The sequence below is a fragment of the Clostridium sp. 'White wine YQ' genome (assembly GCF_028728205.1).
Taxonomy (GTDB): domain Bacteria; phylum Bacillota; class Clostridia; order Clostridiales; family Clostridiaceae; genus Clostridium_T.
Genome location: NZ_JAQYUU010000001.1, coordinates 733,449 through 746,427 on the forward strand (window position 1 = coordinate 733,449; position 12,979 = coordinate 746,427).

Genomic DNA, 12,979 nt, shown 5'->3' on the forward strand with positions numbered 1-12,979 from the left:
CAGGGTTTCTAATAGGAAATTCTGAACCATGAGTTCCCTTATAATTTGGAGGAAGTATAATGAGTGGAGTCACTTACGATTATATGGAAAAATATATAAGAGATCTTATTCCAGAAAAGGAAGGATCTTTAAAAGAACTTGAGGATTTTGCGCATGAAAACCAAGTCCCGATTGTTCAGAAAGAAACTGCAAAGTTTTTAGAATTTATGGTGAGTTTTCAAAAACCAAAGAGAATATTAGAATTAGGTACAGCTATAGGATATTCATCAATACTTATGTATGAAGCTTCAAATAAGGAAGCCCATATTACTACTATTGAGAGAAGTGACGAAATGATTGCTATGGCTAAAAAGAATGTAGAAAGATTTTCCTTAGAATCATCAATAGAAATATTACAAGGGGATTGTTTAGAAATACTTGAAAATTTAACAGAGCCTTATGATATGATTTTTATGGATGCAGGAAAAGGACACTATAATCATTTCTTACCACACTGTTTGAGATTGCTTAAAACAGATGGTATAATCATAGCAGATAATGTATTATTTAGAGGAATGGTTGCTTCAAATGAACTAGTTAAAAGAAGAAAAATCACAATTGTTAAAAGAATGAAAACTTACTTAGAATTAGTTTCAAAAGATAAGGACTTAATAACCTCTGTAATACCAATGGGCGATGGAATTGCTATAACAAAGAGGAGGTAAAAAGTAATGAAAAAACCAGAACTTTTAGCACCAGCAGGTAGTTTAGAAAAGCTTAAGATAGCTATAGACTATGGCGCAGATGCTGTATATATAGGAGGAAGCAAGCTTAATTTAAGAGCTTTTGCGGACAATTTTACAAATGAACAGATTAAAGAAGGAGTAGAATATGCTCATTCTAGAGGAAGAAAACTTTATGTAACACTAAATGTTTTCCCTCATAATGGAGATTTAGTCGGACTTGAAGATTATTTAAAAGATATTCACTCATTAGGAGTAGATGCAGTTATTGTATCAGATCCATCAATTATAGTAACAGCAAGAGATGTTGTTCCTGAGTTAGAAATACATTTAAGTACTCAAGCTAATAACGTTAACTGGAGATCAGCTAAGTTCTGGCATGAACAAGGTGTAAAAAGAATTGTTTTAGCTAGAGAACTTTCTATGGTTGAAATTAAGGATATAAGAGACAAACTTCCAGAAGATTGTGAGCTTGAAGCTTTTGTACATGGTTCTATGTGTATGAGCTACTCCGGAAGATGTCTATTATCAAACTATATGACAGGCAGAGATTCAAATAGAGGAGCTTGTGCTCAACCTTGCAGGTATAAATATTATCTTGTAGAAGAAAAAAGACCTGGAGAATACTTCCCTATAGTGGAAGACGAAAAAGGAACATACATAATGAATTCAAAAGATTTATGTATGATAGAACATATTCCAGAGCTTATGGAAAGTGGAATATACTCCTTTAAAATAGAAGGAAGAATGAAAAGTGCATATTATGTTGCTGCAATAGTAAAATCTTATAGATCAGCAATTGATGCTTACATGGCAGATCCAGAAAATTATGAATTAAAACAAGTTTGGGTAGATAATTTATTAAAAGTTTCTCATAGAAGCTACCATACAGGTTTTTATTTTAATGAACCAAATAAACAAGTATATGACGATTCTTCTTACATAAGAGATTTTGATATAGTTGGAGTAGTTAGAAGCTATGATGAAACTACAAAGATAGCTGTAATAGAACAGAAGAATAGAGTATTTGAAGGCGATAAGGTTGAAGTTTTAACTCCTGATAGAGAAAACTACACAATTGAGCTAATGGATATGAAAGATGAAAAAGGAGCAAAAATTGATGTAGCTAATAAGGCTGGAATGGTATTTACAGTTACAGTAGATGCTCCATTAAAAGAAAAAGATATGCTTATAAAGGGAAAATAAGGAGGAAAAACATGAAGAAACCAATTCTTATTGGAATAACTGGGGGCACGGGATCCGGAAAAAGTTCAATTGCGAAAGCAATATATGAAAATTTTAATGAAGACTGTATAGGAATGATTCAAGAGGATTCATATTATAAAGATCAAAGTCATTTAGCTATGGAAGAAAGAGTTAAAACAAATTACGATCACCCAATGGCTTTTGATAATGATTTATTAGTTGAACATTTAAAGGCTTTATTAGCTGGAAATAGAATAGAGATGCCTATATATGATTTCTCAATACATAATAGAAAAAAAGAAACAATTATATTAGAACCGAAGGAAATCATAATAGTTGAAGGTATATTAGTTCTTGAAGATGAAAGAATAAGAGATCTTCTTGACATAAAAATATATGTGGATACTGATGCTGATGTTAGAATAATAAGAAGAATAGTTAGAGATATTAACGAAAGAGGAAGAACCTTAGAATCCGTTATAGAGCAATACTTATCTGTAGTTAGACCAATGCATCTACAATTTACAGAGCCAACAAAGAGACATGCTGATATTATAATACCAGAAGGTGGACAAAATAAAGTAGCAATTGATATTATGGTATCTAAAATAAATCAAATATTAAATAAATAGTGTATAAAACATCTCCCTAGAGTCAAGAATTTAATCGGGGAGGTGTTTTTTTATGGTAAAATCCATACATGCAAAAAGAAGCAAGTATATGGGGATAGGGTTTTGTGTACTTTTTATTCTTTTATCAGTGAGAACATATATTGTAGTAAATAAATATAATCCAGATAGAGCAAGTGTTTCTATGGTTAATTATCAAGTGGAAAACATTTCTCAAAATAACTACATGATGCTAGATTCTAAGGGTAAGGATTTAATGACCTATTCAAAGAAGTATGTAGTTGTTATTGATTCTAAACCCTTTAGTTTAAATAACTGTGATGATAATATGCAAAATCTTTTGGCATTTAATTTTATTATGAAAACCCAAGTAGATAACTTTAGTTATGATGAAATATTAAAAAAAGCTGGAAAGAGCTATTTTGTGGTTAATGAAGATACTTATAACAAAGTAAAAAATATGACCAATATAAAAGGTATATATGCCTATACCTATGATGAGTCAGATAGTAAGAATTCTTGGTCTATTACAGATCTGCTAAGTAAAGTAAATGCAAAGGATAAGTATGAAGAAGGATCTCTAGAGGCAACACTACAAAGTTATATTAAAAATAATAAATCACCACAGGTTAAATTTTCTTTAGACAAGTCAGGAGTCTATAAAGAGGAAGGATATGAAGTTAATAAGGATAATAAAAATATTCAGTTAACTTTAGATTTAGATTTAAATAATAGAATTAAAAATATCTTAAATAAAAGTGAATATTCTAGTTTAAAGAATGCCGGTGTAGTTATAATGGATAGTGAAAGTGGAGATATTAAAGCGCTAGTTCAAAAAGATGAATCACAGCCCAATCTGTTAATTGGAGCAGAAGGAATAGGCTTTGAACCAGCCTCAACCTTTAAACTACTTGTGGAACAGGCGGCATTAGAGGATAAGGATGTTTCATTAAGTGATAAGTTTGTATGTAAAGGCGAGATATGCCAAAAAGATGGTAAGCCATATTCTCACGGAACTTTATCTGTTAGAGATGCATTGTTAGTATCTTGTAACGATACATTCTTTCAGGTTGCTCAAAAGGTTGGCTATGATAAATTAATGAAGTTAGCTGAGTCTGAAGGGCTGTATAGTAAGGCTTTAGGATTAACAAAAGAAATTTCAGGAACTAAACCTAAAGAAGAAGCAGGACTTAGTAATATAGGTATAGGGCAGGCAATGACAGTCACTCCAGTACAAATGGCAGGAGCAATAAACACCATTGTAAATGGAGGAGTTTACGTTAAGCCTAGCATAGTTAAATCAATATTAGATATCAACGATAAGCCTGTGAATAACTATACAAGTACTAAAACAAGAATTATTTCAAAAACTATAGCAGATGAAATAAAGGAAAATATGAGAGAGGTAGTTAAAAAAGGTACTGGAACTAATGCTTTTATTCCTAATGTAGATATAGGAGGTAAAACAGGATCAGCAACTGGAGCTAAAGGAACAACTCATGGATGGTTTAGTGGTTATTTTAATATAGGAAAGAAGTATTATACAATGGTAATCTTTGTTCCTGATATCAATGGTAAAAATGAAGAAGGAGAAAATTTAGTAGGTGGTAATACTGGTGCTCCTATTTTTAAGGATATTGTTTTAGATATGATGAAAAATAAGTAATTTAAATATTGAGATAGTATAAAAAGAGTCCTACATTATCGAACGTAGGACTCTTTTTATTAAATAGCTAAGTCTCTTTTATTGTAAAAGAAATAAGTTAGTACAGAAAAAACAACGACCATTAATAGTGTTACAGAGACTATTAGAAAATCTAGTCCATTTCCGTTTACTATATCCGCATAGTTAAAATATTTAAAAGGGGAAAGTAAGTTTAAAAAATTCATACGATCTGTTACATCAGTAATCTTTGAAATTACAAAGGATAAAAGTAGTATTCCTGTTGCTATTGAACCTGATACTTTAGCCTTCTTCATAAATGCTGATAGTAAGGCTCCAAGTGAAAGGAAAAGTAGTTGAACTATAAACATTACAAAGAAGAATGTTAATATTTCACCATTAATTGAAGCTCCTTTATTGTATTGAGCTACCATTACTATTGAAGAAACCAAGGTAATTAAATTTATTATCACTAGATTTACTAATGCAGCAAGAAGCTTTGAAGTAATGATAGTAGATCTAGATACTGGTTTTACAATTAAAAATTCTGTGGTTTTGTCTCTTTCTTCCTTTGCGATAATACCATTTCCTAGAAGAACAGCATGAATTGCTACTGTTAGTTCAATATAAAGAAATAAGAATGCAAAGAAACCACCAATGCTAGTAACATCAAAGGAGCCAATTCCAAGTAATGCTTTTAAGGTGAAGGGCATCTTATTAAAAACTTCATTAGCAGAACCCCCTTCAGAATAAGCAGTATACTTTGCCATACCACTTACAACCAATAAAATCATACAAATGCTCCATATTATAAGGGCTTTTCTATTAGCTTTTAATTCTCTTATAAAAATATTCATTATTATACCTCCTTTTAATTAAATCCAAGAGCATAAGATTATACTGCATGGATATCTTTTTTGTTATAAACTATATAGCTTACAATTATAGAAACAATTACGATTGCTATTCCAGTAATCATATATGAAGACTCATAGCTTATGTTTTTAATAATATAAGGTATATCAAAATATTTAAAAGGAGAGAAGTAACGCGCAATGTCAACATCCTTTCCAGTTGCAATAAGTGTACCTAGCATATATAAGCCAAAAACTACGCCTAGTGATAGAGGCAGTATGTTTTTAAGTTTATTAAAGAATACTGAAGAAACCATACCAATTGCAAGGAATATAACTTGAATAAAAAATAGGGTAAGGTTAATTAGGAAAAACGTCTTTACATCAAAATCTGCAGTTTTAACCATATTTGCCATAATGAAAGATACAGCTAAGAAAATAATATTTGTAATAATGATAACAGTAAAGGCAGCCAAAAGCTTTGCAGTTACAATAGATGTACGAGAAACAGGCTTTACTAATAAGAAATCAGCTGTTCGCTCTCTGGATTCTCTAGAAAGTATTGAAACCCCAAGATTCATAGCCTGAATAGCACCAAAAACGACGATAAAGGAAAATATCATTGAGTAAAACCCTAAAATAGAGGTTATTGTATCTAAATTAATTCCAAGCATAGCTCTAACGGATGCTGGATAACCTTCTAATAATTTTTTAAAATCTTCAGCATCATTAGCCATTCCAGGATATATTGAAAGATATAGTGCCAGTAAAGAAACTAAAACAATAATCCATATAGCTGTTGTTTTTCTCAGAGTCTTTAGTTCATGTAGAAAAATATTCATATTACTATTCCTCCTTTGAATAATAGTGCATAAAGATTTCCTCTAAATCCGGCTCTTCAATTGATATATTATTAAGTTCTATTTCAGCTAATTTTTTAGTAATTGCGTTGATATTTCCCTTAAATATGAAACTAGCAGTATCTTTTTCAATCTTAAGATTATTTACCCCTTTAACATTAAAAGCTTCTTTTTTAATATTAGATTTAGCTTCAATACTGATTTTCTTATAGTTATTTTCTTGAAGTGTGCTAATCTTTTCAAGCTTAATGATTTTACCTTCTTTTATGAAAGCAACACGGCTACACATCTTCTGAACTTCACCTAGAATATGAGAAGAGAAGAATACAGTTGCACCTTTCTTATTTTCCTCTTTAATAAGTTCAAAAAATCTTTGTTGCATTAGGGGATCAAGTCCACTAGTAGGCTCATCTAATATTATTAGTTTTGGTTCATGTAGAAGCCCTTGTACTATACCAACTTTCTTTTTATTACCAAAAGAAAGATCATCTATTTTCTTTTTTAAGTCTAAATCCATAATTTCTGCTAGCTCATGTATTCTTTTTGTACAATCCTTTTTATAAAAGCTTGCAGAGTATTTTAATAAATCTAAAACTCGCATATTATCATAATAGAATACTTCTGATGGAAGATAACCTAGTGATTGTCTTACTTCAGGGTTCTCAATACAATTCTTTCCGAATATAGTTGCACTACCGCTAGTTGGATATATAAGTCCTAAAAGAGTTCTAATGGTTGTAGATTTTCCAGCTCCATTTGGGCCAATAAAACCAAAGATTTCCCCTTCCTCAACGTTTAAGTTAACGTCAATTATACCTCTGGACTTACCATATTGTTTTGTAAGATTTTTAATTTCAATGACATTCATAATTGAAACCTCCTAAAATTATAATCGTATAAATCCTTTTTTATATAAATTTCTAATATGTAGTTCTTTCTTAGCTTTTACAGGTATTCTTCTTTATAAAAGTTCTTTTTAAGCATTTCCATACAATCATAGAACTCGTTACATATGCCTTCAAAATCTACATCTGTTTTACCTGAGAACTGTTTCATAAATCCATCAGTCATCCAATAGAGCAATTTCATAACGATTTTAAGATCAATAGTGTCCTTAAACTTTGAAACATCCATACCATCAAAGGCTATTTTTTCTCTAAAGCCTTCACCTTGAGCAATACCAGCTTTAATGACATCTTTTACTTCATCATCCTCTTCAAAATACATACTTGTTAGGAAAGTAGGTATAGGAGGGTATTGTTTCATAGCAGAAAGTTCGATTTCAGTTGCCATTTTGATTCTTTCGAAAAAATCAGTAACTGAATTATCAAATCTATTGATAACTTCATTAGTAATAATTGTTCCACATAGTTCCAATAAGTATAGATACAATGCTTTTTTTGTACCAAAGTAATGAAATACCATGGCTTTAGAAATTCCAGCAGCGGAAGCAACATCGCTAACAGAGGTTTTTTTATATCCATTAGTTCCAAAAGCTTTAAGTGCCGCATTTATAATTACATCTTGCTTTTCCTTTGGCAAATTTTTAAATTTCTCCAAAAACACCACCTCACAAATTCTTATAAACCGAATCGGTTTATTTGATTATAACGCCATAAACCGATTCGGTCAATAGAGTTGAAAAAATATTTTTGATGAATTAAAATAAAGTATAAAATAGTATGTAAGAATGAGTTAGAATATATTATATAAGTAAATTGGAGGTAATCAAGTATGATTATGATAGGGCAAATACGAGAAGTTTATGAGGATGATAAATATCCATCAATAAAAGAGTTAATAAATAGACCAATTAAGAATAAAGAAAAAGTTATAGAATATATGAAAAAATCTAAAGTTATAGCCCAAGCACCAGCAGTAGGAAGGGATTTAATAAATTCTAATAATACAACATTAGAACTTAGCTTAATGACTGACGGTGACTATGAATGGCGCTCTGATATAATTTATTATGTAGAAAAATATGATATGGAATTGCCAGAAGAATTTATAAAGCATGTATTAAGTCAGAACTAAACTGAAATATTTATTATATTTTAGGTGGACATAAAATGTGTTAATATATGTTATAATCTAAATAATATAAATTTGTTAAGTTTACTGAAGGAGTAAAATATGATTAACGAAAATGACTTAAACAAATATTACGGTGAAATTGCTGAAAAATTAGATGAAATTATTCCAATGAAATGGGACAAGATTGTAATGTATGCTGAAGAGCTAGGGACTGTGAACTCTGCTAGTTTTTATTTTTATACAGATGATTGCAATAATATTAATTACTCTGGAGATATCCCTAGTAAATTTGGTGTTAGCAGAGAGACCTTTAAACTTCTTTTAAGAGAACTAAGGGAGATTAACAGAAATCTATGGCAAGAATTTAAAAATGCTGGTGAAACTGCTTGGAGTACATTTACCTTAACCTTAAATAGTGATGGTAAATTTAAAGTTAAATTTGATTATGAAATAAATAATGAAATTGGACTTTTAGAACGTGAAATAAGATGGGCCTATGATGAGCTTGGAATAGTACCAGAAGATGAATATGAGATGAAGTTATTAGATGAGTATAGAAATTGTATAACCAAGTAATTACATAGATCTTAGCTATTAGAGAGTAAGTTTTTTAACATATTAAGACTAATAGTTTGGATCTTTTTTTATTACATTTTGTTCGATAAGAAGTAATATTCATATGGCAATTGGCAAAGTATATTTAGTGATATCATTTTTAGAAAAGATAAGTATAACTAGAAGTATTTAATAAGAGGTATAATATGAATAATATTGTTAGAAGGGGTTTTTCACCTAAAGATAAAGAGGAATTTGGATATGAATCTATACAAATACTACATAAAGCAGCTAAGGATTTATACTATCTTATAAATCAAGGATATAACATAAAAGGAGCCTCTACTTTTATCGGCAATCACTATTTACTATCAGAAAGACAGAGATTAGCTTTAGTAAGAGCAATATCATCTGAAAATTCAGTTAAAGTGAGAAAAGAAAAAGAAGTATTAGGAAGTTTAGAGAATTCAACAGTACATATCGATGGTTTTAATACAATCATTACGCTGGAAGTCTTATTATCTGAATCTTTAGTACTAAGATGTTTAGATGGCACTATTAGAGATTTAGCTGGACTTAGGGGAACTTATAGGTTAATAGATAAAACAGATATTGCCATTAATCTAATTGGAAATATTATAAGTAAGCATAAAATAACTGAAGCAAATTTTTATTTAGATGCTCCAGTATCAAATTCTGGAAGGTTAAAGGAAAGAATACTAGAGTTATTAAAAGTTTATAATTTTGAAGTTAATGTTCAAAATATAAACAATGTTGATAAAACTTTAGAAGGTTTACCTAACGTAATAACCAGCGACGCAATTATTTTAGATAAGTGTGAAAGCTGGATAAACTTAAATAGAGAAATTGTTGAAAATGAAAATTCAAACTATTGGATTATAGATTTTAAAAGTTTAGAATCTATAGGTTAAGGAGGGGAAATGCTTAATTTTATTGGAATAGGAAGTGCATTTAATACTAAGTTAGGTAATAATAGCGCTTACATAAAAAAAGATAATAGCTTAATTCTTATAGATTGTGGAGGAACAGTATTTCATAAATTACAAGAATTAAACCTGCTACAAGGAATTGAAAATTTATATTTTATTATTACCCATACTCATCCAGATCATATTGGAAGCTTAGGTGATACAATATTTTATTCAAACTACATTTTAAAGCATAAGCCAAAAGTTTATTTTCCTGATAAAGCTTTTCTTAATGGAATTTTAGCGGGTTTAGGTGTTGGAGAAGAAATGTATTATATGAATGACTATAAGGAATTTTTAATAAGTGATAATGCTCTTGGTAAGGTAGAAGTTGAATTTATAAAAACAACACATTCCAGCAAACTTCCATGTTATGGATTTATAATGGGTGTAAAAGGAGAAAAATTTTATTATAGTGGGGATTCAAATGAAATAGAAAATAAAATAATTGATAAACTTATAAGTGGAGAAATTCAAAGAGTATATCAAGATACTAGCGGGCTTGACTATGAAGGCAATGGACATTTATATATTAATAAATTGATTCAAATAATACCAGAGGAATTTAGAAATAAAGTTTATTGTATGCATCTTGATGGGCATGTGTCAGTAGAAGAAATCAGAAATAGTGGATTTAATGTAGTTGAAATTTTAAAAAATTAATTAATCAATAAATCTATGTATAAATACTATTCCTTTGGAAAAGATATATTTGAAAGGTGAAATAACTTGCTTTATAAAACAAACTGTTATATTATAATAAAGAAGCTTAAATTAATAGTAAATAATGTAACACAGATATATTTCAATTAGTACTTCAAATGGGTATGATAATATCGAAATTTTGTTGGTGAGTTATTACAAAGAATTTAAGAAATAATAAAATTTCGGAGGGAACAAAAATGACAGGAACAGTTAAATGGTTTAACGGAGAAAAAGGATTTGGATTTATAACAGGAGAAGATGGTAAAGATGTATTTGCTCATTTTTCTCAAATAGTTGCAGAAGGTTATAAGTCACTTCAAGAAGGACAAAAAGTTTCTTATGACGTAGTAGAAGGACAAAAAGGTCCTCAAGCAGAAAATATTACAGCTATCTAATTGATGTAAGTTTTACCCCTTTAAATAGGCAACTATTTAAAGGGGTTTTTTGCTGTATATTTATCTTCAGTAGATAAATATTAAAAGGTAATTTATCTAAAATATCATAATATATTTAAGTTATATAATTAATTAATGGTGATAAATATGTATGCGGCATTTAATTTGATACTGAGTAATAAACTTGATTATTATTATGATTTAGGTACAAAATTGTTAGATGAAAATAAAGCTTTAATTAGAAAAGGCTTAGAAAGTTTTATTTTAAAGGATGGATTTATAAATGGTACAAAAATTCAATCTAATTGGTTCCCTTTAGTTGAGGCTGATGTGTTTATATCTTATGCATATAAAGACGAAAAAAAAGCAGTAGCATTAGCAGGGTGGCTTAATGAAAATTTTAAACTAAAGGTTTTTGTTGATTCCTGTGTATGGGGATACTCAGAAGAACTTTTAAAAATAATTGATGATAATTTCTGTTTCGAAAAGGATAAAGACCAATATGACTATTTTAAAAGAAATAAATCTACAAGTCATGTTCATATGATGCTTTCGATTGCCTTATCAAAGATGATAGATAATACTGAATGTTTAATTTTTCTGAATACTCCTAATTCATTAAATGTTTCAGGAGTAATCAATAGTACAGTATCACCTTGGATATATTATGAAATAGCAATGATTAAATTAATACGAAAAAGAAATCCTAACCTTCATCGCATTAAATCTCCTGATATATATGTATTTAATTCTAATTTGCCCATTAAATATTATTTAGAAATGGATGAATTAATTGAATTAAGTGAAGATGATTTATATGTATGGAAAGAAAAATATATTAGTGGTAACTCATTAGATACATTATATGAAATGAAATCATTACTTAAAAAGGATTAATTTATAGGTGAATTAATGGAGAATAAAATAAAGCATTTAGAGTTAATTCAAGGGATAATATCAAGAATGGCAAATAACTCATTCCTTTTAAAGGGGTGGGCTATTACGTTGGTTGCTGCAATGTTTGCGCTAGCCGCAAAGGACTCAAATAATAAGTATATTATTTTAACTTATTTTCCTGTTTTAATGTTTTGGATACTAGATTCATATTTTTTAAGTCAAGAAAATTATTTTAGAAAATATTATGAAGAGGTAAGAAATAAAAATGAAGATGATATAGATTTTTCCATGAAATCTGAAACTCTAAAGTGGAGCATAATAGAGTGGGCTAAAGAATGTGTATCATTAACTATTGGAATATTCTATGGAACAATTATAATTCTACTTATTGTGGTAATGTATTTCATATAAGCTGTGATATAATTAGTGTAAATTAGTAAACCTTTTATAAGGAGGAAACTCAATGAAGAAATTAAGATGGGGAATAATAGGGCTTGGGGAAATTGCTAATAAATTTGCACAAGCTGTGACTAAGATGGAAAATGTAGAACTTGTTTCTGTTGCCTCAAGATCTATGGAGAAATCAATTGCTTTTGGAAACAAATATAGTGTATCTAAAGATAGATGCTATGGAAGTTATGAGGATATAGTTAAGGATGATACTGTAGATGCAATATATGTGGCAGTTCTACATCCATTTCATAAAGATATATCAATAATGTGTTTGGAAAATGGAAAAGCTGTACTTTGTGAAAAACCTGTAACCATAAGTGAAGAAGAGGTAAAGGAAGTAATAAAAACAGCAGAAGAAAATAAAGTGTTTTTCATGGAAGCTATGAAAACAAGATTTTTACCTATAAATAAAAAAGTAAAAGAATGGATTGAAGAAGGTAGAATAGGAGATGTTCGTTTACTTCAAGCAGATTTTGGATTTAAAGCTGAATTTGACCCATTAGGGAGGTTATATAATAAAGAGCTAGGTGGTGGGGCACTTCTTGACGTAGGAATTTATACTATTTCTTATAGTTCTTTTATATTTGGAAATAAACCTATAAGTATAGGAAGTAACCTTTATATAGGTTCAACAGGAGTAGATGAATGTGCTTCAATTAATTTAACTTATAATGAAGGAAAGCAAGCACAACTATATGGAGCAATAAATGTTAACTCTAAAAGAGAAGCTAATATTATAGGGACAGAGGGAAGGATTTGCGTTGAAAGATTCTCTAGTGCAGATACCGCAACCATATGGGTAAATGGAAGAGAAGAAGAAAAGATATATATCCCATTTGATATAAATGGCTTTGAATATCAAATAAATGAGGTTGTAGACTGTATAAGTAATGGCAAGTTTCAAAGTGAAATAATGAGTTGGCAGGATTCTATAGATATAATGAGAATAATGGATGAGGTAAGAACTCAAGGTATAAAATAATTAAAAACAACTTAAAAGCTATTTTTTAGTAG

Annotated in this window: 16 protein-coding genes; 12 read left to right on the forward strand and 4 right to left on the reverse strand. The window is 29.4% G+C overall.

From position 1 onward, the window contains the following. Window positions 1–59: 59 nt before the first annotated feature. The 4 genes from PTZ02_RS03555 to PTZ02_RS03570 are packed head-to-tail and all read left to right on the forward strand — an operon-like array spanning window position 60 to window position 4,223. Window positions 60–704 (forward strand): O-methyltransferase, encoded by a 645-nt coding sequence (locus PTZ02_RS03555; protein ID WP_274226439.1) that lies wholly within the window; start codon window positions 60–62, stop codon window positions 702–704. Between the two features lie 6 nt (window positions 705–710). Further along, window positions 711–1,928 (forward strand): peptidase U32 family protein, encoded by a 1,218-nt coding sequence (locus PTZ02_RS03560; protein ID WP_274226440.1) that lies wholly within the window; start codon window positions 711–713, stop codon window positions 1,926–1,928. 11 nt (window positions 1,929–1,939) lie between these two features. Beyond that, window positions 1,940–2,560 carry a uridine kinase gene (udk, locus tag PTZ02_RS03565; RefSeq protein ID WP_274226441.1) on the forward strand — a complete coding sequence of 207 codons (621 nt, stop codon included), beginning with the start codon at window positions 1,940–1,942 and terminating at the stop codon, window positions 2,558–2,560. A 52-nt stretch (window positions 2,561–2,612) separates the two neighbouring features. Further along, window positions 2,613–4,223, forward strand: coding sequence for a penicillin-binding transpeptidase domain-containing protein (locus tag PTZ02_RS03570; RefSeq protein ID WP_274226442.1), 1,611 nt, complete (start codon window positions 2,613–2,615; stop codon window positions 4,221–4,223). 59 nt (window positions 4,224–4,282) lie between these two features. On the opposite strand, the gene PTZ02_RS03575 is transcribed toward PTZ02_RS03570, so the two are convergent. The 4 genes from PTZ02_RS03575 to PTZ02_RS03590 form a co-directional block, all read right to left on the reverse strand. Next, window positions 4,283–5,077, reverse strand: a complete 795-nt coding sequence (locus tag PTZ02_RS03575) for an ABC transporter permease subunit (protein ID WP_274226443.1) — start codon at window positions 5,075–5,077, stop codon at window positions 4,283–4,285. 38 nt (window positions 5,078–5,115) lie between these two features. Continuing rightward, window positions 5,116–5,916: an ABC transporter permease subunit gene (locus tag PTZ02_RS03580; protein WP_274226444.1), complete on the reverse strand. Its 801-nt coding sequence runs from the start codon at window positions 5,914–5,916 to the stop codon at window positions 5,116–5,118. Between the two features lie 4 nt (window positions 5,917–5,920). Continuing rightward, on the reverse strand, window positions 5,921–6,802 hold the full coding sequence (locus PTZ02_RS03585) for an ABC transporter ATP-binding protein (RefSeq protein ID WP_274226445.1): 882 nt from the start codon (window positions 6,800–6,802) through the stop codon (window positions 5,921–5,923). A gap of 77 nt (window positions 6,803–6,879) precedes the next feature. Further along, window positions 6,880–7,494: a TetR/AcrR family transcriptional regulator gene (locus PTZ02_RS03590; protein ID WP_274226446.1), complete on the reverse strand. Its 615-nt coding sequence runs from the start codon at window positions 7,492–7,494 to the stop codon at window positions 6,880–6,882. Window positions 7,495–7,668: 174 nt separating this feature from the next. Here PTZ02_RS03590 and PTZ02_RS03595 point away from each other — a divergent pair, with 174 nt between their 5' ends. From PTZ02_RS03595 to PTZ02_RS03630, 8 genes are all read left to right on the forward strand, one after another. Continuing rightward, complete coding sequence (locus tag PTZ02_RS03595) at window positions 7,669–7,971, forward strand: hypothetical protein (RefSeq protein WP_274226447.1); 303 nt, start codon at window positions 7,669–7,671, stop codon at window positions 7,969–7,971. A gap of 99 nt (window positions 7,972–8,070) precedes the next feature. Further along, on the forward strand, window positions 8,071–8,547 hold the full coding sequence (locus PTZ02_RS03600) for an immunity protein YezG family protein (protein WP_274226448.1): 477 nt from the start codon (window positions 8,071–8,073) through the stop codon (window positions 8,545–8,547). 185 nt (window positions 8,548–8,732) lie between these two features. Continuing rightward, window positions 8,733–9,458, forward strand: coding sequence for a DUF434 domain-containing protein (locus PTZ02_RS03605; protein WP_274226449.1), 726 nt, complete (start codon window positions 8,733–8,735; stop codon window positions 9,456–9,458). A gap of 9 nt (window positions 9,459–9,467) precedes the next feature. Next, complete coding sequence (locus PTZ02_RS03610; protein WP_274226450.1) at window positions 9,468–10,178, forward strand: MBL fold metallo-hydrolase; 711 nt, start codon at window positions 9,468–9,470, stop codon at window positions 10,176–10,178. Window positions 10,179–10,417: 239 nt separating this feature from the next. After that, on the forward strand, window positions 10,418–10,615 hold the full coding sequence (locus tag PTZ02_RS03615) for a cold-shock protein (RefSeq protein WP_202767356.1): 198 nt from the start codon (window positions 10,418–10,420) through the stop codon (window positions 10,613–10,615). Between the two features lie 147 nt (window positions 10,616–10,762). Beyond that, window positions 10,763–11,512 carry a hypothetical protein gene (locus PTZ02_RS03620; protein ID WP_274226451.1) on the forward strand — a complete coding sequence of 250 codons (750 nt, stop codon included), beginning with the start codon at window positions 10,763–10,765 and terminating at the stop codon, window positions 11,510–11,512. 15 nt (window positions 11,513–11,527) lie between these two features. After that, a complete protein-coding gene (locus PTZ02_RS03625; RefSeq protein WP_274226452.1) occupies window positions 11,528–11,923 on the forward strand; it encodes a hypothetical protein in 396 nt (131 codons plus the stop codon). Window positions 11,924–11,975: 52 nt separating this feature from the next. Continuing rightward, window positions 11,976–12,947 carry a Gfo/Idh/MocA family protein gene (locus tag PTZ02_RS03630; protein WP_274226453.1) on the forward strand — a complete coding sequence of 324 codons (972 nt, stop codon included), beginning with the start codon at window positions 11,976–11,978 and terminating at the stop codon, window positions 12,945–12,947. The last annotated feature ends 32 nt before the right edge of the window (window positions 12,948–12,979 follow it).